A 20800-nucleotide genomic window follows, 5' to 3' on the forward strand; every position below is an offset into this window, starting at 1 on the left:
TATCTTATGCATGCGCCCAGTCCGGGGTGCCGATAGGATAACACACGACTATAAACGTCTATCATAAAAACAAAAAACAGCCTAATCGGCACCTAAACCCGATCAAGCTGTTTCGACTTCTGTTATTTACCTGTATGGCCGAAGCCGCCTTCACCGCGCGAGGTATCCGACAGCTCATTTACCTCTTGAAGAGATACCTGCGGCAATTTCTGGAATACTATCTGAGCTACACGCTCTCCACGCTCAATCGTGAATGGCTCTCGCCCTAAATTAATAAGCAGCACCTTCACTTCTCCCCGGTAATCCGCATCAATCGTACCCGGAGTATTCAAGCACGTTATTCCATGTTTAAAAGCAAGTCCGCTGCGGGGTCTGATTTGAGCTTCCAGCTCCCTCGGCATCGCCATTGCGAAGCCCGTTGGGATCAGCGCCCGCTCACCAGGCGCAAGTACTACAGGCTCAGCTACCGCGGCATGCAGATCAAATCCTGCTGCCCATTCTGACATTTGGCGGGGCAACGCTACATCTTCATTCCCCGGCAGCCGTTTCAACTGAATTGGATACAATGAATTCCCTCCCGATTCCCGACGACACTTTCTCATTCGCGCCAACCATGGCAACGGCGCATGGCTGTGCCATCATCGTTACCATAATCTCACTGACATCGGATAGCTTTACCTGATCAATTCGCTCCAACATCTCATCTAATGTATAGTGGCGGCCGAGCATAAGCTCGTTTTTCCCCAAACGGTTCATCCGGCTGCTGGTACTTTCCAGGCTTAAGATCAGATTACCTTTCAACTGCTCCTTACCTCTCAATAGTTCAGCCTCACTCATGCCTGTTGCTGCAATGTCATTAAGCAATTCCATTGTTAAGTCATACACATCTTGTGTTTGTTTAGGCGCAGTTCCCGCATACACCGTGAATAACCCATTATCTGAATAAGAGGTGTGATACGAATATACCGAATAAGCTAACCCGCGCTTCTCCCGGATTTCTTGAAAAAGCCGGGAGCTCATTCCACCACCAATGGTATTGTTCAGTAGGATCATCGCATATAAGTTTGGCGCCTTAATGGAGCTTCCTGGGAATGTGAGACAAAGATGGTTCTGCTCTGTTTTTTTGCGATGGAATAAGGCCCGGGAATGGAACACAGGCGCTCCAAGAACAGGATCTTGTCCTTTTACGTCAAATTTCCCGAAATGCAGCTCCAGCAGCTCCAGCACTTCCTCGCCTACGTTCCCTGCCACGCTGATGACTGTATTTTCAATACTATATCGCTCACCCATATACTTACGCAGGTCTTGGGACTTCATCGCATTTAACCGCTCAGCCGTTCCTAGAATGGAATAGGCTAGCGGGTGATCTTGATATGCTGCCCGAGAAGCTAGATCATGAACAGTATCATCGGGTGTATCTTCATACATGGATATTTCTTCTAGAATGACGTTCTTTTCCTTGGCAAGCTCGGTATCTGCAAGCTGAGACTCAAAGAACATATCTGACAAAATATCAACGGCGATCGGCAAATGCTGATCCAATACTTTCGCGTAATAACAAGTATATTCTTTGGACGTGAAGGCATTAACGTTGCCCCCGATTCCATCGAAACGATCGGCTATATCCTTTGCGCTGTGGCGATTTGTTCCTTTGAATAACATGTGTTCAACAAAATGAGAGACGCCGTTATTTTGCAAATTCTCATAACGGGAACCGGTTTTGACCCAGATACCAAAGGATACCGACCGACATGTCGGGATCGATTCAATCATCACGCGCAATCCGTTCTTAAGTTGATATTTGTTCATCCGATTTCCCCCTTTATGTTAATGATCAATTCGGTCTGCTAGACGTCGCGAGATAAGGGACGCACTTGCTAAGATTGATATCACTATATCAAATTACGACATCCGTCACAACCGATCTTACGCCCGATCGGAAGACAGCGTTTCAGATACAGTCCCTAGCGAATAGCCCTTTCCTTTGATGACATTGATCATCCCCCTTAGAGCGCCCTGAGAGGTTGCAGTAGGATGCATTAAGATCAGACTGCCCGGACTCACTTGCTTTGAGACTTTGGCAACGACCGTCGAAGGCTCTGGTTTCTTCCAATCCAGTGTATCTAGAGTCCATAAAACCGTTCTTAAACCAAGTTCTGAAGCTAGCTTTACCGTTCGATCATTATAATCTCCCGATGGCGGCGCAAACCAAACATTAATCACACCTAATTTCTTTAATAGGGCTTCTGTCTTCGCAATTTCTTCTCGTTGCCGGGCATCGCTTAACTGACTCATATTAGGGTGGGAATAAGCATGATTGGAAACCTCATGGCCTTGAGCCATAATGCTCTTTGCCAAGTCAGCATGCTTAGATAACCATGACCCGTCAAAGAAGAAGGTTGCTTTCACACCGCTATCCTTAAGAATATCGAGCATAGGGAGTAAGTATTCGTCTCCCCATGCCACATTTATCATTAAAGCGACCATAGGCTTGGCGGAATTTCCCCGATAGATTGGCGCAATTGGTAAATCTGACAAATTGATCTTTGGCCGGATCTCCCGATAAACCCATGGAAAGTCACCCTCGCTGCCTGGCATAGCACCGATTAATTTCGCTTTTTGATAAGTGGCTTGAATATCCACAACGCGTCCATCGTAGCCCGGAATGGCTTTCCAAATCCGATCGATGACCGCGTTGATTGGAGCTTGGCTTTTTTTAGCAGCCTCGGATTTGATCCAGGTGAGGAGCTGATCATCCGAATTATTCGTTTGGACAGATGATACGTATGCAGCTTGCGGTTTGACAGCTTGTACGAATGGCTTCAGGGGTCCGTAAGTCCCCGCAAATAGAACAACTAATAGGCATAGCAGCATCGCCGCCAATAATTTGGGCGACATCCTTCTGATCATGTCACTTACCCCCTGTCTTGTCCCGTTTTTCCCTGCATCATCTTATGCCTAGGTTACAGGGTTTATGAGTGAGCATCCCATGGATGCCGTCATTTTATGCAAAACAAAAAGAGACCTTCCAGTTGGAGTCTCTTTTGTACAGCTTATTTAAGTTGCAAAGTCATTATACGGAAACTTCGTCGGTGCTTAACAATACTTTACGGGATAAGTTAATCCGCCCCATATTGTCAATCTCCGTAACCTTCACTTCGATTTGATCACCGATGTTTACGACATCCTCCACTTTGGCCACACGCTCGTTAGCAAGCTGGCTAATATGAATGAGCCCGTCTTTATTCGGAAGAATCTCTACGAAGCAACCGAATTTCTCGATACGTTTAACCGTTCCGGTATAAATCTCGCCTACAACAACTTCCTTGACGATGCCTTCGATAATTCCGCGAGCACGTTGATTAGCTGCCTCATCTGTCGAAGCAATATAGACGGTTCCATCTTGCTCGATATCGATTTTTACGCCTGTTTCTTCAATAATTTTGTTAATGATTTTACCACCGGAGCCGATAACGTCCCGGATTTTGTCTGGATGGATCTTCAAGGAAATGATCTTGGGTGCATATTTGCTAAGGCTCTTACGTGGCTCCTGCATGGTTTCCAGCATCTTTCCAAGGATGAATAGACGTCCCTCTTTGGCTTGCTGAAGGGCATCGGTTAAGATCTGACGATCGATTCCGTCAATCTTAATATCCATCTGAATTGCGGTAATACCTGCCGCTGTTCCTGCTACCTTAAAGTCCATATCGCCAAGATGATCTTCCATTCCTTGGATATCAGACAGAATCGACGTGTAATCTCCATCTTTTATCAAGCCCATGGCAATACCAGCTACTGGTGCTTTAATCGGCACGCCTGCATCCATCATCGCGAGTGTACTTGCACAAATGCTTGCTTGTGAAGTGGAGCCGTTTGATTCAAGCACCTCAGATACAAGACGGATCGTGTAAGGAAATTCAACCTCGGAAGGAAGAACCTTCAACAAAGCACGTTCCCCTAATGCTCCATGTCCGATTTCACGACGACCCGGCGGGCGCAGCGGACGAGCTTCACCAACCGAGAATGGAGGGAAGTTATAGTGATGCATGAAACGCTTCGATTCCTGCGTACCAAGTCCATCAAGAATTTGTACTTCTCCTAGTGGTCCTAGGGTACATATACTAAGTGCCTGTGTCTGTCCGCGAGTAAACAAGCCGGAGCCATGTGTTCTTGGCAGGATCGAGACATCACTGGAAATCGGGCGAATCTCAGCCAGCCCACGACCATCCGGGCGGACTTTATCATGCGTAATCAAACGACGGACTTCATTTTTGACGATATCGTATAATACTTCTTTTACATCCTTAAGCTTGCTAGGAGTTTCAGCATACGACAGGCTGAAATGTTCAACGGTTTCGCCATTGACGAGATCAATCGCATCCTGACGAGCATGCTTCTCGTTAATGCGTACAGCCTCAACCAGACGAGCCTGTGCATAAGCTTTAACCTCAGCTTCTATGCCTTCATCCACTGCATGCAGCTTCACAGCCATTTTCGGTTGACCTGCCGAAGCAACCAACTGATCGATTGTATCGACAATTTTCTTGATTTCATCATGTCCGAACATAATCGCTTCAAGCATGTCCGATTCTGACACTTCATTCGCTTCCGCTTCAACCATCATAATCGCATCGCGAGTACCGGAGACGACGACAAAAAGGTCGCTTTTCTCTTCCTGTGCTTGAGTTGGATTCACAATGAACTGACCGTCGACACGCCCGACAATAACACCGCCGATCGGTCCGTTAAACGGTACGTTGGAGATCGCTAGAGCAGCTGAAGTACCGATCATAGCCGCGATTTCCGGCGTGCAATCCTGATCGACGCTCAATACAAGATTAACAATCTGTACATCGTTCCGGAAGCCTTCCGAGAACAATGGGCGAATGGGGCGATCCGTCAAACGGCTCGAAAGAATCGCTTTCTCGCTTGGACGACCTTCCCGCTTAATAAATCCGCCGGGAATTTTACCTACCGCATACAAACGCTCTTCATAGTTAACGGTAAGCGGGAAAAAATCTAGATCCTTTGGCTCCGTAGAAGCCGTCACAGTGGATAGAACAACTGTTTCTCCATAACGTACTACGACTGCACCATTCGCTTGCTTAGCTAAGCGTCCCGTTTCCAATGCAAACGGACGACCGCCAAGCATCATCTCGACGCGATGTTCCAATCCTATTCCCTCCTCTAATTGACCCTATGTACTTTCGACACACTTCCCATTATTTCCTGCCTAACCACAACTTAGGCATCATAAGCAAGGATTCATCTCCCTTATATGGGAAAAAAGCAACCTGATGCCAAACAGAGCGATGAGCCCTGTTCGACGCAGCCAGGTTGCTTTCGTGCGATTTGAAAATTAACGGCGAAGTCCCAATTTTGCAATTAGGGCGCTATACCGGCTAACTTCTTTGTTCTTCAGGTATGCTAGCAGCTTACGGCGTTGTCCAACCATCTTGAGTAGACCGCGACGGGAGTGATGATCTTTCTTGTGCTCCCGAAAGTGATTAGTCAGATTGTTGATGTTTTCCGTAAGGATAGCGATCTGAACTTCCGGAGATCCGGTGTCCGAAGCATGAGTCTTATGTTCTTCAATCAACTCTTGTTTACGCTCTTGTGTCAATGCCATCCTTGTTCACCTCCTTCAATAGAATCGCCATTAGCCTCGCAGGCGTCGGTGAGGGCGCTCAGCCAAGCCAAGGTTCTTGTATGCTGTCCATACGGCTAATGCCGCTTTTCAGCAACGTGTTCAAGTATAGCATATTGTCTATGATACATACAATGCCAACGTTAGGAAAGTTAAATGCACCTTTTACTCCCGTTGTTGTTACTCGGACAGGAGCTTTCTTGCGTCTGCAGCATCCTGCTTGATCTGTTCTATCAACTGTTCTATTGAATCGAACTTCTTCTCAGGCCGTAAGTACGCAAAGAATGTCAAAGCCAATTGGCGACCGTAAAGATCACCCGTATAATCGAATATATGCGCTTCCAGCTTTATTTCGCCGCCGGGAGCATCGAATGTCGGTCTATTGCCTACATTAATTACGCCTTTATAACGAGCTTCGCTAGCGCCGGATTCAGATAGGACGTCAACATGGACCGCGTAAACGCCAGACCGCGGAATCACATAGGGCTGCTCCGGGAGCACGTTTGCGGTGGGGAATCCGAGGAGTCGGCCTCTGGCTTGCCCGTGTACAACCGTCCCTTTTACCTCATACGGCCTGCCAAGAAGGTTGCTGGCTTCAATGCATTCGCCTTCCGATAATTGATCACGTATACGAGTGCTGCTCACTTTCTCCCCATCAAGAAATACCGGAGATACAACATGGACTCCAATCTCCCCGTTGCCATGCAGGCGCAACGCTTCTGCATTACCCTCACCGCGGTGACCGAAAGAGAAATCAAAACCAACGGTGGTCGCTTTTACTCCAATTGGAGTTATGAAAGACTTAACGAATTGTTCAGCCGTCACTTCCGAGAAGGCTCGGTTAAACTGAATAATATAGGCAGCTTCAACTCCTGCATCGGAGAGAAGGCTCAGCTTATCTTCAAGCGGTGTAAGAACAGTATGATATTGCGAGCCTTGACCGAGCACAACACGAGGGTGCGGATCAAAGGTCATGACCGCAGGAACGAGTCCTTGTTGCTTAGCTATAGCGACCGCTTGACGTATGACTTCGAGATGACCCAGATGGACACCGTCAAAAAAACCAATCGCAAGAGAGATCCCAACTTCTTTACGTGCTCCTTCTGGAAGAGCACCTGCTATATTCGTAACTGATAGATCATACCGTTGCACTTAATGCCCTCCTGCTTAATCGGAGTGACTGTCTTGAGACATTTGCCCTTCCGGAGTTTGGAATACTTTCACCGGACGGACCGTTACACCATTCTCATCGACAGAGAACAATCCGAGAAAAACCCCATCCGATCGATACAGCTTCCATAAACCCTCTCTGTCTGCGGGCGGTTGCAGCTTGTTGGCTTCAACAACTTTACCTTGAAGCACATGCAGTGCCTCGGGATGCGCAGCAACAGTCGAAGGGATTCCTGTTAGTAAGGTGTTCGAAACAAAGAGTTTTTTCCCAAGACCACCTTGCTTAAGTAATTCTGGAATTTGTTCCAGCGTAACGCAATGTTCTTCTCTAAGGCCTGCACTTTCTGTACGGATAAGCTCCGACATTACTGCTGGCACTTCCAACTTACGACCGATATCAACGCATAAGGTACGAATATAAGTGCCTTTGGAGCACTTGACAGAAAAAGTAAGCTCGGGTTCAATACCCACACCGGTAATCTTCAAAATTTCGATCTCATAAATGCTTACGCGTCTAGCTGAACGTTCTACCGTAATCCCCTGCCGCGCTAGCTCGTAAAGCCGTTTTCCATTGATCTTAACAGCAGATACCATTGGAGGTACCTGATCTATGTCGCCAATAAAGGAAAGAGCAGCATCCCTGATCATAGACTCCGTTAGAAATGAAGCATCTTTCTGCTCAGTGATAGTTCCGCTTAAATCCTCTGTGTCCGTCGCGATCCCAAACCGGAGCGTAGCTTCATAGGTTTTGGGCATTTCCTGCAAATACTCTACTAAACGAGTCGAGCGACCAATACAAAGCGGCAGCACCCCTGTTACTGCGGGATCCAACGTTCCTGTATGTCCGATTCGACGTACTCGAAGCATACCGCGGACCTTCGCAACAACGTCATGCGAGGTCCAGCCCGCAGGCTTCCAAACCGCGATCACTCCGTCCAGCCCTTGTTCTGTTTGCCGCTTATCCATTATTCATCCAACGCTTTCTGCACAACCGCGACGACTTTGCTGATCACTTCTGGGAGTGGATCTGTCAATCGGCAGCCTGCTGCACGGACATGCCCCCCGCCGCCGAAATGCTGAGCAACAGCGGCCACGTTCGCACGACCTGTAGAACGTAGACTAACCTTAACGGATTCTTGGCCATTTTGCTTGAATAGAAGGCCTACCTCTACCCCTTCAATGTTGCGGGGATAGTTCACGAGTCCTTCCAAATCCTCGTTTGTTGCACCTGTTTCCTCTAAATCCTCAGAATTTACCCAGAGCCATCCGATCTTCTGATCCGGACTGAAGGTTAAGCGAGACAAGCCACGCTGTGTAACGTGTAATTGCCCCATCGTCATTCGCTCAAGAAGATTCTCAGCAAGCTCTGGTCCATTCACGCCCGCTTCGAGCAGCCTTGAAGCCATCGACATAACTAAAGGGCTTGTATTGGAGTAACGAAATCCGCCCGTATCCGTTAAGAGTCCCGTATATACCGCAGTAGCTACATCTTTGTCGATAGCCAGCTCTAATTCGTCTAGTAATTCGAATAATATCTCAGCTGTTGCTGCCGCGTGGAATTTTAGTAAATTCACTTGACCAAAGCCATCATTCGTAGGATGGTGATCAATGTTTAGCAGTTCAGCGTCTGGTGCAAACCATTCCTTCGCTCTGCCCACCCGAGCATAATCTGCACAATCCACAGAAATAACGTTACGGTATAACCGTTCCGGTTGTTCACCATTGATTGTATGGATTTCTGAACATTTCCATAAAAAATGAAGCCGAGAAGGGACAGGCCCTTCGTTGAGCATGGTAAATTTCTTACCAAGCTTCTGAAGTAACCAGCCCGTAGCTACCGTGGAGCTAATGGCGTCACCATCAGGCTGCACATGTGAGACGATAAGGAAATCGTCCCTTTCACGAATGAAAGAGACGGCTGCCTTCAGATCATTGGCCCACATCATTAAGACTCCAGTGAATCTTTATTGATTTGCTGCAGCAGCCCTTCGATATGGCTGCCGTAAGCGATAGAGCTATCGAACCGGAACTCCATGACAGGAGTATGGCGCAATTTTACCCGCCGCCCCAGCTCCGAACGCAGAAATCCATTCGCGCGCCCGATTGCCTTGAGCGTCTCTTCTTTCTGTTCCTCGCTGCCGAGAATGCTCAGATAAACCTTAGCGAGTGACAGATCGTTGGTTACATCCACTCCAGTTACTGTGATGAAACCGATACGGGGGTCTTTCAGCTCCGTTTGGATAATGGAGCTGATTTCCTTCTTGATTTGTTCGCCGACCCGTCCTACCCGGAATTTGGCCATGCGGATCCCCACCTTTGTACAAACTAATGTTTAACGTTCAACAGATTCCATAACGAATGCTTCGATAATATCGCCTTGTCTGAGATCGTTGAACTTATCCAACGTGATCCCGCATTCATAGCCTTCCGAAACTTCCTTCGCATCATCCTTAAAGCGCTTGAGGGAATCGATCTTGCCTGTGTAGACAACGATTCCGCCGCGAGTAAGGCGAGTTTCGGAATTTCGGGCAATTTTGCCGTCAGTAACCATACAACCGGCAATCGTACCCACTTTAGTCACTTTGAACGTTTCACGCACCTCAGCATGACCCGTTACGCGCTCCTTGAAGATTGGATCCAGCATCCCCTTCATAGCATGCTCGATTTCTTCAATGACCTTGTAGATGATCGAATGCAGACGTACATCGACTTTTTCTTGCTCGGCCGTGGATTGCGCGCGAGGCTCCGGACGAACATTAAAGCCTACGACAATTGCGGAAGAAGCAGAAGCCAAAATGATATCGGACTCCGTAACGGCACCAACGCCGCTGTGAATCGTTTTAACGCGTACGCCTTCAACCTCGATTTTCTCAAGTGAGCCCTTAAGAGCTTCGAGTGAGCCTTGAACGTCTGCTTTGAGAATCACGTTAAGGTCTTTGATGTCGCCCTCTTTGATTTTGCTGAACAAGTCTTCCAGCGTAACCGTTTGGTTGGCTTTCACCTGCGATAGGCGAGTCTTGATCGAGCGCTTATCAGCGATTTCACGAGCTTTACGCTCGTCTTCGAACACCATGAACGGATCTCCGGCTTGAGGAACTTCCGTCAAACCCGTGATTTCAACTGGAGTTGAAGGACCCGCTTCTTTAATACGGCGACCGCGATCGTTCGTCATAGCGCGAATGCGCCCGAAGCAGTCACCTGCTACGAATGCGTCGCCGACTTTGAGCGTTCCGTTCTGCACGAGAATCCGGGCAATCGGGCCTTTACCTTTATCAAGCTCAGCTTCCATAACCGTACCGCGTGCACGCTTATCGGGATTCGCTTTGTAGTCGTTCACTTCTGCAACGAGCAGAATCATCTCTAGCAATTCATCCAGATTTGTCTGCTGCTTCGCGGAAACATGTACGAAAATCGTATCGCCGCCCCATGCTTCCTGAACAAGACCGTACTGGTTAAGCTCTTGCATAACTTTTTCCGGATTTGCGCCCGGCTTATCGATTTTGTTAACGGCAACGATAATCGGTACTTCGGCTGCTTTTGCGTGGTTGATCGCCTCAATCGTTTGAGGCATAACTCCATCATCTGCCGCAACTACGAGAATCGTAATATCTGTAACTTGCGCACCGCGTGCGCGCATCGTTGTAAAGGCTTCATGACCTGGTGTATCTAGGAATGAAATTTTCTTGCCGTTGATTTCAACTTGATACGCTCCGATGTGCTGAGTGATCCCGCCTGCTTCTCCGCTTGCAACTTTCGTTGAACGAATGGCATCTAGCAATGTTGTTTTACCGTGGTCAACATGACCCATGATCGTGACAACTGGCGGACGAGAAATCATTTCTTCCGGATCATCGTTTTCTTCAATGGTTTCGAACTGGGTATCTTCAACTACGATTTTCACTTCGGATTCAACGCCGTAGTCGTTAACGACAAGCAATACGGTATCCAAGTCCAAATCTTGGTTGATCGTAGCCATTACACCCATCATCAGTAGTTTTTTGATGACTTCGGAAGCATCTTTGTGTAACAGCTTGGCTAGCTCGCCTACAGTCATATTACCGCGGACGATAACCTTCTTAGGTGTGTTATCGATTTTTTCGCGAGGAGGCAGGTTGTTCTTGCGTGCATTTTTGCCGCCTTTACCTTTGCCTCTGAAGCCGCCTCTGCTATCGTCGAAGCGGCTATTATTTTCCTTGCGCTTGCCAGCTGCGCCAGCTCCAGCGCCAGTACGATTGAACTCGCCTTCGCCTGGACGGCCTTTCGCATCGCCGCGACCTGCAGGACCGCCTGGACGGCCGCCGCGTGCTCCAGCTGATGCCGGTGCCGGACTGCGTCCTGCGCCCGTACCTTGACCTGGACGGCTTGGCGCTGCACTGCTGAATCCGCCGCCTTGGCCCTGCGGACGGCTTTGGCCGCCGCCGCTGTATCCGCCGCCTTGGCCCTGCGGACGGCTTTGGCCGCCGCTGCTGTATCCGCCGCCTTGGCCCTGCGGACGGCTTTGGCCGCCGCTGCTATATCCGCCGCCTTGTCCCTGCGGACGGCTTTGGCCGCCGCTGCTATATCCGCCGCCTTGCCCCTGCGGACGGCTTTGGCCTCCGCTGCTGTATCCGCCGCCTTGTCCCTGCGGACGGCTTTGGCCTCCGCTGCTGTATCCGCCGCCTTGTCCTTGCGGACGGCTTTGGCCGCCGCTGCTATATCCGCCGCCTTGTCCCTGCGGACGGCTTTGACCGCCGCTGCTATATCCGCCGCCTTGTCCCTGCGGACGGCTTTGACCGCCGCTGCTATATCCGCCGCTGCCTTGTCCCTGCGGACGTCCGCCTTGACCGCTTCCTTGCGGACGGTTTTGACCACCGCTGCTATAACCGCCTTGTCCTTGCGGACGATTGCCGCCTTCACGCTGGTTATAACCGCCTTGTCCTTGCGGACGGTTGCCGCCTTCACGCTGGTTGTAGCTGCCTTGTCCTTGCGGCCGTGGAGCTTGACCTTGTGCTGGAGTCGCAGCTGGCGTCTGTGTTGAAGCTGGAGTTGGTACTGCTGGTGCTGGAGCAGCATCCGACTGTGATGAAGTTGAAGGAGCAGCAGCTGGCGTCGATGGTGCTGCAGGTGCTGCAGAAGTCGTCGAAGGAGCTGCTGCTGCCGGGCGAGCCGGTTGTGCTTGCTGCACAGTAGAGCTCTGTGCCGGAGAACTCGAAGAAGCCGTTACTCCCGGCTGCGGGCGGCGATCGGCTGCTGGTTTTGATGAAGTCTGAGCCATCTTGGCCGCAGCATTCGCTTTAACATCACGGAAAAATTTTTCTACTGCCCCAGTCATTCCGTTTTCCATTACGCTCATATGATTATTGACTGGCATGTTCATTCTTTTGAGAATCGTAATTACCTCTTTACTGCTCATGTTGAGCTGTTTGGCATATTCATAAACTCTAAGCTTATCTTTGTTATCCGTATTATCTTGTTTACTCAATATTCTCCACCTCCGAATGATGACCCCAACCGACAGCTAACATGTCAGCAAAACCCCGATCCGTTACCGCGAACAGTACTCGCTCGGGTTTGCCTACGGCAGAGCCCAACTCGAATCGGGTAAAACCTATTAATAACGGGACTCCGTAGCTCTTGCATTTGTCCGTTATTTTCTTAACTGTATTATCTGAAGCATCTCCAGCGAGCAGAACAAGCTTTGCTTCACTCGATCGGATGGCTTTTAACACGACTTCCTCGCCGCTGACAAGCTTTCCGGCTCTCATCGCGAGACCAAGCCGGGATAACACTTTATTCGCCATTGTCATCGCCTTGTTCTAGCTCCTTGCTTGCCTGGAACACATCTTCAACCTGGATGAATTCGGCTTCCAAACGATCGTATATATCCGCACCGACTGGTGTTTTCAAAGCCCGCTCGAACGCCTTCGACTTTTTGGCCAGCTTAAAGCAAGCAACTTTGCCGCATAAATAGGCGCCTCGGCCAGGCTTTTTGCCGGTCAGGTCGATTTGAATTTCTCCCAGCGGAGAACGAACGATTCGAATCAGTTCCTTCTTGGGCATCATTTCTTGACAGGCAACGCATTTACGCTGCGGTATCTTTCTCAGTCTCAAGGTGATCCCTCCCAGCGTTTCATACGAAATGCACCTCGTAAGCATAAGCTCAGTCGATGGATACGCTGTCCTGATGCATTGTGTTTCCGGGCGATTTCGGACGTCCATACTCCTGCTCGGCTTGCGTTTCGCTTTTAATGTCGATTTTCCAGCCTGTAAGCTTAGCAGCCAATCGGGCATTTTGACCTTTAATTCCGATTGCAAGCGAAAGTTGATAATCCGGCACGATAACCCGCGCCATCTTCTCCGCTTCGAATACGATCACTTCCAGAACCTTGGAAGGGCTTAAAGCGTTAGCAACATATTCATCGATCGCTTCCGACCAGCTGACGATGTCGATTTTCTCGCCCTTCAGCTCGGTAACAATCGTTTGCACGCGAATTCCCTTTTGTCCAACACAAGAACCGACCGGATCGACTTCCTCATTACGCGAGTAGACGGCTATCTTGGAACGGAATCCTGCTTCGCGAGCAACAGAACGGATTTCAACGGTACCATCGAATATTTCCGGCACCTCAAGCTCAAACAAACGTTTCAAAAGCCCAGGATGAGTACGGGAAAGAATAATTTGCGGGCCTTTGCTCGTGTTCTCTACTTTTGTAATGAAAGATTTAACACGATCACCTTGTTTGAACTTGTCGGTTGGCATCAATTCTGTAAGTGGCAAGGCTGCTTCCACCTTACCAAGATCTACGTATAAATTACGCATATCCATCCGTTGTACGATACCAGTAACGATGTCTTGCTCCTTATCCACGAAAGCATTATAAATGAGACCGCGTTCTGCTTCGCGAATCCGCTGGGTGACGACTTGTTTGGCTGTCTGAGCGGCAATACGTCCGAAATCCCTCGGCGTAACTTCAATCTCTGCAATGTCTTCCATCTGGAAATGCGGATTAATAGCTCGTGCTGCTTCCAGGGAAATTTCCAGACGAGGATCAAGCACCTCTTCTACAATCGTCTTACGCGCGTAAACTTTAATCTGCCCTGTTGTACGATTGATGTCTACCCGTACGTTCTGCGCAGTATTGAAGTTACGCTTGTAGCTGGAGATAAGTGCCGCTTCGATAGCTTCGATCAGGACGTCCTTGCTGATGCCCTTCTCGCGCTCGATTTCGGACAGCGCTTCAATGAACTCCATGCTCATGTCTTGATGATCCCTCCTCAAATAAATAAATGGCGCAAAACGTGTGCTGATAGTAGTCTCTAGCTAAATTAGAAAACAATGGCCAACCTTGCAGAGGCCACTTTATTGTAAGGGATGGCATGTTTACGGCGTCCGATTACAACTACGACCGTCGTTCCGTCGAAGCCGTCTAGCCTTCCTTCAAACTCTTTGGCCCCATCGATCAGTTCATAGGTTGTAATAAAAACGTGTTTGCCTATCGCTTTCGCAACATCTTCCGCTTTCTTCAGCGGTCTTTCGGCGCCTGGTGAACTAACCTCGAGGAAATACGCATCCGAAATGGGATCCAGCTCATCTAGCTTTGTGCTGATGAATTCGGAAACACGGCCGCAATCTTCGATATCGATGCCGCCTTCCTTATCCACATAAATGCGCAAAAACCAGTTGCTGCCTTCCTTCACGTATTCCACATCCACCAATTCTAACCCGTTCTCTTCCAAGTATGAAGTCGCGAAGTTTTCCACGATGGACTTTATTGTCGCTGCATTCAAAATGGTTTGCCTCCCGTGCTCCAAATGGATTCCCGCAGTCTTTGTTAACGTACAAGACCCGCAGACAAAACGGAAAGAGTGGGTTTCCCCACTCTTCTGCAGACAGTGATATCCACATGATTACCAAAAATAATATAACATAACCTTAAAGATGCTGGCAACCACTACTTTCCTGAGGAAAGCTTATCCATAAGCTTAGAATAGCATGAGTTGATTGGACTCCGGAAGCCCCCGGAAGGCTCCCAAACCGCTCAAAACTTCCACGACGGACTTGCTTGCTTTGGACTTTTGCTGGAAATCTTCAACCGATAAGAAGTCTCCTTCTTCCCTGGCCGCGGCAATGTTGCGGGCTGCATTCTCTCCTACTCCGGCGATCGCTCCGAAAGGTGGAATCAAGCTGTCTCCGTCGACAATAAACCTTGTTGCATCCGACCGATAGAGGTCGATAGACTTAAATTTCAAGCCCCGGGCCGTCATCTCAAGCCCCATCTCGAGAATGGAAATCATGCTCTTCTCTTTGGTCGTTGCTTGGAAGCCCTTCTCCTCGATCTCTAGCAACATCTTGAGTATGGCGTCATAGCCTTGACAGAAAAGCTCGACATCGAAATCAGCGGCTCGAACCGAATAATAGGTCGCATAATATTGAATCGGATAATAGAGCTTAAAGAAAGCTGTTCTTACAGCAGAGATAACATAAGCGGCAGCATGGGCTTTCGGGAACATATATTCAATGCGAAGGCAGGAATCGATATACCACTGCGGAACCTTGCAGTTTTTCATCTCTTCGATCCACTCTGGAGTAAGCCCTTTTCCCTTCCGCACGCTTTCCGTGATCTTAAAGGCGAGTGAAGCATCCATGCCCGCTTTATAAATAAGAAAAAGCATGATATCGTCACGGCAACCGATAACCGTCTTGATTGTGCACGTATTATTCTTGATGAGCTCTTGTGCGTTACCAATCCAAACGCCGGTACCGTGTGAAAGCCCGGAAATTTGCAGTAAATCCGCGAAGGAAGCCGGTTTTGTCTCATCTAACATTTGCCGTACGAACCGAGTTCCCATCTCGGGCACCCCGAAGGTTGCGACTGGAGAACGAATTTGCTGAGGGCTGACTCCAAGCGCTTCCACGGAATTGAACATGCTCATAACCTTCGGATCGTTCATCGGTATTGTGGTGGGATCAATTCCAGTCAAGTCCTGCAGCATCCGCATCATCGTCGGATCATCGTGGCCTAGAATATCGAGCTTGAGTAAATTCGCTTCGAAGGCGTGATAATCGAAATGGGTTGTTTTCCACTCAGAGTTCTTGTCATCTGCAGGGTATTGCACCGGCGTAACGTCTTCCACATCGATATAATCAGGAACGACGACGATTCCGCCTGGATGCTGGCCGGTGCTTCTCTTAACTCCTGTGCATCCGGAGGCCAATCGGTTCAGCTCAGCCCCGCGCCAGGACTTCCCTTGGTCTTCCTCATATTTTTTCGTATAGCCGAAGGCGGTCTTGTCGGCTACTGTGCCGATCGTTCCCGCACGGAATACGCTTTTCTCACCGAATAACTCCTTGGTGTAATTGTGTGCGGTAGGCTGATATTCTCCCGAGAAGTTTAAGTCGATATCGGGAACCTTGTCGCCCTTAAATCCAAGGAAGGTTTCGAACGGAATATCCTGTCCTTCGCCCCTCATTACCGTAGAGCATTTAGGGCATGGTTTATCCTTTAGATCGAAGCCGCTAGGGACGCTTCCATCGAGGAACCACTCGCTGTGCTTGCACTCTTGGTTCCTGCAGAGGTAATGGGCGGGTAACGGATTAACTTCGGAAATTCCCAGGAAGGTGGCAACGACCGAAGAGCCGACCGACCCCCGAGAGCCTACTAGATAACCATCTTGATTTGACTTTTTAACTAGCTTCTCGGAGATCAAATAGTTGGCGGAAAATCCGAACTTGATAATCGGTACCAGCTCTTTCTCCAACCGATCGATAACGAGCTGGGGCAGCTCCTCGCCATACAATGATTTGGCCGTATTGTAGCAGGTGCTGCGAATTTCCTCGTCTGCTCCCTCGATAATCGGAGTATAGAGCTGATCCGGAAACATCTTAATCTCCTCAAAACGATCCGCTAGTTCAGAGGTATTCTTAATGACCACCTCGTGAGCTTTCTCTTTCCCAAGGAACTGGAATGCTTCCAGCATCTCTGTCGTCGTACGGAAATGAGCATCAGGCTTACGCTGATCCTTAAGCGGACTGAAGCCGGTTATGCCATGGATGGTAATGTCACGATAAATCTTCTCGCGCGGAATCAAGTAATGAACATTACCGGTTGCAATAACGGGTTTAGTAAGCTTCTCGCCTATACGGCATATTCGGCGAAGAGCTTCCTCCAGCTCACTCCGACTCCCAACCAAACCCTTATCTAGAAGATGCATGTAGAAGTCAACCGGTTGAACCTCCAGGACATCATAGAAGCCCGCCACTTCCTCTGCTTCCTCCTGAGATTTATTAAGAACGGCTTCGAACAGCTCACCCTTCTCACAGCCTGATATTACGAGTAAGCCTTCACGGTGCTCTATCAGCTTGCTCTTTGGGATGCAGGCAACACGATTCAAATATTCCGTGTGAGATAAGGAAATTAATTTGAATAGGTTTTTCTTGCCTATCGCGTTGAGTGCGTAGATTCCGCAATGAAAAGGTCTAGTTGTACGCCAGCTGTTGACGTTGACTTCATTTAACGATTGAAGCTCAGTTACGCCGCGGGATAATGCATCCTTGAGCAATCCCGCCAATACTCCAGCGAGCGCAATCGTATCATCGATCGCCCGATGGTGATTTTCAAGTGAAACCTTATAGAGTGAAGCCAATGTGTTCAAGCGATGATTTTTCATAGTAGGATGAAGATAACGCGCTAACTCTAGTGTATCGAGCGCCGGGTTCGCAAGCGGAGGAAGTCCATGCTGCTTGCAAGCTTCCTGCATGAAGCCCATGTCGAAGCGAGCATTGTGCGCAACCAGAACGGAGTCTCCGATAAAATCGATAAATTCCTTTAGCTTCGGCTCAAGCTCCGGTGCATCCTTCACCATTTCATCCGTAATATTCGTAAGCTGTTGAATGTTATATGGAATCGGCTCATGCGGGTTAACGAAGGTTTCGAATCGTCCGGTTTCCTGACCGTTAACCACCTTAATGCCCGCAAGCTCGATAATCTTGTTGTGGCTGACAGACAAACCTGTCGTCTCGATATCGAATACCACATATTCCGTATCGACTAAGCTTTGCTCGCGCGGGTTAATTACCATTGGCACAGCATCGTTAACCACATTGGCTTCAACGCCGAACATGACCTTGATACCATGTTTTTTGCCCGCCTTGGCAGCTTCCGGATAACATTGCACGTTCGCGTGATCCGTGACTGCAATGGCTTTATGCCCCCATTTGGCAGCGGTCTTGACGTAGACATCAATAGGTGTAACTGCATCCATTGTGCTCATCGTAGTGTGCAGGTGAAACTCTACGCGTTTTTCCTCGGCATCATCTTTAGGCTCCGCCGGCGCTATTATTTCTCGAAGATCGCTGGGAAACATGACGAGCTCAGGCGGGTTGAGAAAACGGTCATATTCCACCTTCCCCCGCATCTTCACCCATTTGCCGTTAGCGAGCAGGTTAAGCATCTTGATGTCTTCTTTGTTTTTGCCAAAAATCTTAATCGATAAGGAATCCGTAAAATCAGTAACATAGCATTGGAAAAGCGTGCTTCCGGTTCTAAGCTCTTTGGTTTCTAAGCCAAAGATGACGCCTTGAATCGTGATCTTCTTCTCTTCCTCGCGAATTTGCTCAATCGGAACCGCCTGTTCCTTAATCTCATAGCCATGCTGCAATACTTGAGGGGCTTCCCCTTCTGCGACAGGTGTTTCTTCTCTTACGCTGGCCATCATCAACTCGATCGCTTCACGATTTTCCTGTTGGATTTTCTCCGCGAATTCCGTATAGGTATCCGGCCTGGACTCCCCGATCACGAGCTTTACTCGACAGCTTCGCTGGAAACGTTCCTCAAAGAAGCGAGCAGCGTGCACGTCCACTTCTTTCTTGCGGGCTAACTCGTAATTCGTCTCATTTAATAGAGTTACAGTAACGAGATCCCCTTCGACGCCTATATCCGCTTTGCCTAACCAACCATTCACGGAAACAGCTTCCTGCTGCATCCACTCTACGAATACAGGCCAATATTCCTGAACTATGCTTTGGGTAGAGACAGATTGTCCGTAAATAAGTACTTTTTTGATATCTGCAATATGTCCAAGTTTTGTTCTAACCCGTTCAGTAAACCCAACATAAATAAGCTTAGGTAACAAGGTATTCTTACCTATATATAAAATCCACTCATTGCGAGAACGGCTAATTTCAACCCTCTGGATATGCCCGTCCCGAAAATGATTATCCATCCACTCGGTCGGCAGCTCCGCTTGTTGCAGCAAAACCTCAAACCGCTTTCTTTGATCTTCCGTCGGCTGCATCTGCACGATCCTCTCCTATAACTGCTACCCGGTAAATATAAAAGCTTCCGCGGAAAAGGCTCGGATGCTTACGTGAGCATCTGGACAAGCTCTCCCAATCAGAAGCTAGTTTTTAAGCTTTCTATTATTTTACCTGAACCACTTCATCCCATCAATAACTTATTGTAACTAATGGCTGCCGACAAAAAGACAGCCCAGAAGTCGGACTGACTTAAGGGCTGCTGCGCGAACTGTCTTTTAATAAGCTCTAGCGAACACAACCGTATGCTTCGATGGATCCCCGCATACCAAGCAGGTTGATTTCGTCTCGGCTGGCTCGAACGGGATGTTCCGGCTTGTCGCTCCTGTTTCTTCCTTCACTTGCTTCTCGCATGCTTCGGATCCGCACCAGCCGGCAAGGGCGAACCCTCTCTTCTCTTCGATAGCCGATTTGTATTCATCAAGCGTGTCCACAGAGAAGAAATGTTCTTGTCGGAATGCTTCTGCACGCTCATACATATTCGTATGGATTTGCGCGAGAAGCTCCTGCACCTCCGCGACAAGATTATCGAGCGCCACTGCCTTCTTCTCTCCGCTGACGCGAGAGACAAGCACACATTGGCCATTCTCCATATCGCGAGGACCAATTTCCAAACGAATCGGAACTCCGCGCATCTCGTATTCATTGAATTTCCAGCCCGGCGAGACATCCGCACGATCGTCTACGCGCACTCGAATTCCTGCAGTCTTAAGCTGTGCATAAAGCTCGTCCGTCTTAGCCATAACGACATCCCGAGTTTTAGGCGGGCCAATCGGAATCATAATCACTTGCGTCGCCGCAACCTTAGGCGGCAATACGAGCCCGCGGTCATCACCATGGACCATAATGAGTGCGCCAATCAGTCTTGTGCTTACCCCCCATGAGGTTGTATGGCAAAGCTGCTGAGTATTCTCACGGTCCAGAAATTTAATATCGAACGCATCGGCGAACTTCGTCCCCAGATAATGGGATGTACCCGCTTGAACTGCACGACCGTCCTTCATCATAGCCTCGATGGAGTAGGTATCCACTGCACCCGCGAATCGCTCTGAAGGGGTCTTCTGGCCTTTAATGACCGGAATGGCAAGCACCTCTTTGCAGAAGGCTGTATATACATCCAGCATCGTCATCGTTTCCTTGCGAGCGTCCGCTTCGTCCTCATGGGCGGTATGACCCTCTTGCCAGAGGAATTCGCTTGTCCGCAGGAAAGGCATCGTTCGTTTCTCCCAACGAACAACATTCGCCCATTGATTAATGAGCATCGGCAAATCACGATAAGAGTTAATCCACTTGGCATACATATGACCGAACATCGTCTCCGAGGTCGGACGAATCGCGAGGCGTTCCTCCAGCTTTTCTCCCGCTGCCTCCGTTACCCAAGGCAACTCTGGATTAAAGCCTTCCACATGCTCCTTCTCTTTCTGAAAGAAGCTCTCCGGTATGAATAATGGAAAATAAGCATTTCGATGCCCGGTATCCTTGAAGCGTTGATCGAGGTCCTTCTGTATGTTCTCCCAAAGCGCGTAGCCGTCCGGGCGAAATACAATACAGCCTCGAACAGGAGAATAATCCATTAACTCCGCTTTCTTAATGACGTCAATATACCAACGGGAGAAATCCTCGCTTTGCGGCGTAATTTCCGTTACAAACCCTTTATCCTTCGACATGGCGTTCCCCAACTCCTAATGGCT

General features: G+C 48.9%; 16 protein-coding genes. All 16 read right to left on the reverse strand.

The window, feature by feature from the left end:
* Window positions 1–122: 122 nt before the first annotated feature.
* The 16 genes from dut to proS all read right to left on the reverse strand — a co-directional run bounded on the left by dut (window position 123) and on the right by proS (window position 20776).
* The gene (gene dut, locus ACESLK_RS11290; RefSeq protein WP_373229541.1) at window positions 123–566 is read right to left on the reverse strand and encodes a dUTP diphosphatase; all 444 of its coding nucleotides are present in this window, start codon (window positions 564–566) and stop codon (window positions 123–125) included.
* Entirely contained in the window at window positions 529–1809 is a 1281-nt protein-coding gene (locus tag ACESLK_RS11295) for a M16 family metallopeptidase (protein ID WP_373229542.1), read from the reverse strand. Before ACESLK_RS11295 ends, dut begins: the two co-directional genes overlap by 38 nt.
* 117 nt (window positions 1810–1926) lie before the next feature.
* Window positions 1927–2910 carry a polysaccharide deacetylase family protein gene (locus tag ACESLK_RS11300; protein ID WP_373229543.1) on the reverse strand — a complete coding sequence of 328 codons (984 nt, stop codon included), beginning with the start codon at window positions 2908–2910 and terminating at the stop codon, window positions 1927–1929.
* Between the two features lie 163 nt (window positions 2911–3073).
* The gene (gene pnp, locus ACESLK_RS11305; protein WP_373229544.1) at window positions 3074–5173 is read right to left on the reverse strand and encodes a polyribonucleotide nucleotidyltransferase; all 2100 of its coding nucleotides are present in this window, start codon (window positions 5171–5173) and stop codon (window positions 3074–3076) included.
* 186 nt (window positions 5174–5359) lie between these two features.
* The gene (rpsO, locus tag ACESLK_RS11310) at window positions 5360–5629 is read right to left on the reverse strand and encodes a 30S ribosomal protein S15 (protein ID WP_373229545.1); all 270 of its coding nucleotides are present in this window, start codon (window positions 5627–5629) and stop codon (window positions 5360–5362) included.
* 198 nt (window positions 5630–5827) lie between these two features.
* Window positions 5828–6799 carry a bifunctional riboflavin kinase/FAD synthetase gene (locus ACESLK_RS11315; protein ID WP_373229546.1) on the reverse strand — a complete coding sequence of 324 codons (972 nt, stop codon included), beginning with the start codon at window positions 6797–6799 and terminating at the stop codon, window positions 5828–5830.
* A 15-nt stretch (window positions 6800–6814) separates the two neighbouring features.
* Complete coding sequence (gene truB / locus ACESLK_RS11320) at window positions 6815–7783, reverse strand: tRNA pseudouridine(55) synthase TruB (protein WP_373229547.1); 969 nt, start codon at window positions 7781–7783, stop codon at window positions 6815–6817.
* The gene (locus ACESLK_RS11325) at window positions 7783–8760 is read right to left on the reverse strand and encodes a DHH family phosphoesterase (protein ID WP_373229548.1); all 978 of its coding nucleotides are present in this window, start codon (window positions 8758–8760) and stop codon (window positions 7783–7785) included. The genes truB and ACESLK_RS11325 overlap by 1 nt, the downstream gene beginning before the upstream one ends.
* Window positions 8761–8762: 2 nt before the next feature.
* Window positions 8763–9119, reverse strand: a complete 357-nt coding sequence (gene rbfA, locus ACESLK_RS11330; RefSeq protein WP_373229549.1) for a 30S ribosome-binding factor RbfA — start codon at window positions 9117–9119, stop codon at window positions 8763–8765.
* A gap of 30 nt (window positions 9120–9149) precedes the next feature.
* Complete coding sequence (infB, locus tag ACESLK_RS11335; RefSeq protein WP_373229550.1) at window positions 9150–12278, reverse strand: translation initiation factor IF-2; 3129 nt, start codon at window positions 12276–12278, stop codon at window positions 9150–9152.
* Window positions 12271–12597, reverse strand: a complete 327-nt coding sequence (locus ACESLK_RS11340) for a L7Ae/L30e/S12e/Gadd45 family ribosomal protein (protein WP_373229629.1) — start codon at window positions 12595–12597, stop codon at window positions 12271–12273. The genes infB and ACESLK_RS11340 overlap by 8 nt, the downstream gene beginning before the upstream one ends.
* The gene (gene rnpM, locus ACESLK_RS11345) at window positions 12587–12907 is read right to left on the reverse strand and encodes an RNase P modulator RnpM (protein ID WP_373229551.1); all 321 of its coding nucleotides are present in this window, start codon (window positions 12905–12907) and stop codon (window positions 12587–12589) included. Before rnpM ends, ACESLK_RS11340 begins: the two co-directional genes overlap by 11 nt.
* 49 nt (window positions 12908–12956) lie before the next feature.
* Complete coding sequence (gene nusA, locus ACESLK_RS11350; RefSeq protein ID WP_373229552.1) at window positions 12957–14054, reverse strand: transcription termination factor NusA; 1098 nt, start codon at window positions 14052–14054, stop codon at window positions 12957–12959.
* 68 nt (window positions 14055–14122) lie between these two features.
* Window positions 14123–14584 carry a ribosome maturation factor RimP gene (gene rimP / locus ACESLK_RS11355; protein ID WP_373229553.1) on the reverse strand — a complete coding sequence of 154 codons (462 nt, stop codon included), beginning with the start codon at window positions 14582–14584 and terminating at the stop codon, window positions 14123–14125.
* Window positions 14585–14779: 195 nt separating this feature from the next.
* On the reverse strand, window positions 14780–19090 hold the full coding sequence (locus tag ACESLK_RS11360) for a PolC-type DNA polymerase III (protein WP_373229630.1): 4311 nt from the start codon (window positions 19088–19090) through the stop codon (window positions 14780–14782).
* Window positions 19091–19327: 237 nt separating this feature from the next.
* Complete coding sequence (proS, locus tag ACESLK_RS11365; RefSeq protein ID WP_373229554.1) at window positions 19328–20776, reverse strand: proline--tRNA ligase; 1449 nt, start codon at window positions 20774–20776, stop codon at window positions 19328–19330.
* Between the last annotated feature and the right edge of the window lie 24 nt (window positions 20777–20800).

The organism is Cohnella sp., assembly GCF_041640265.1.
In the GTDB taxonomy this organism is placed as follows: domain Bacteria; phylum Bacillota; class Bacilli; order Paenibacillales; family Paenibacillaceae; genus Cohnella.

Excerpts from the sequence above, each read along its gene's own strand:
- ACESLK_RS11300 (WP_373229543.1), bottom strand. The coding sequence starts at position 2,910 with ATGATCAGAAGGATGTCGCCCAAATTATTGGCGGCGATGCTGCTATGC.
- truB (WP_373229547.1), bottom strand. The coding sequence starts at position 7,783 with ATGGATAAGCGGCAAACAGAACAAGGGCTGGACGGAGTGATCGCGGTT.
- ACESLK_RS11340 (WP_373229629.1), bottom strand. The coding sequence starts at position 12,597 with ATGGCGAATAAAGTGTTATCCCGGCTTGGTCTCGCGATGAGAGCCGGA.
- ACESLK_RS11360 (WP_373229630.1), bottom strand. The coding sequence starts at position 19,090 with ATGCAGCCGACGGAAGATCAAAGAAAGCGGTTTGAGGTTTTGCTGCAA.
- ACESLK_RS11295 (WP_373229542.1), bottom strand. The coding sequence starts at position 1,809 with ATGAACAAATATCAACTTAAGAACGGATTGCGCGTGATGATTGAATCG.
- rpsO (WP_373229545.1), bottom strand. The coding sequence starts at position 5,629 with ATGGCATTGACACAAGAGCGTAAACAAGAGTTGATTGAAGAACATAAG.
- ACESLK_RS11325 (WP_373229548.1), bottom strand. The coding sequence starts at position 8,760 with ATGTGGGCCAATGATCTGAAGGCAGCCGTCTCTTTCATTCGTGAAAGG.
- nusA (WP_373229552.1), bottom strand. The coding sequence starts at position 14,054 with ATGAGCATGGAGTTCATTGAAGCGCTGTCCGAAATCGAGCGCGAGAAG.
- rbfA (WP_373229549.1), bottom strand. The coding sequence starts at position 9,119 with ATGGCCAAATTCCGGGTAGGACGGGTCGGCGAACAAATCAAGAAGGAA.
- proS (WP_373229554.1), bottom strand. The coding sequence starts at position 20,776 with ATGTCGAAGGATAAAGGGTTTGTAACGGAAATTACGCCGCAAAGCGAG.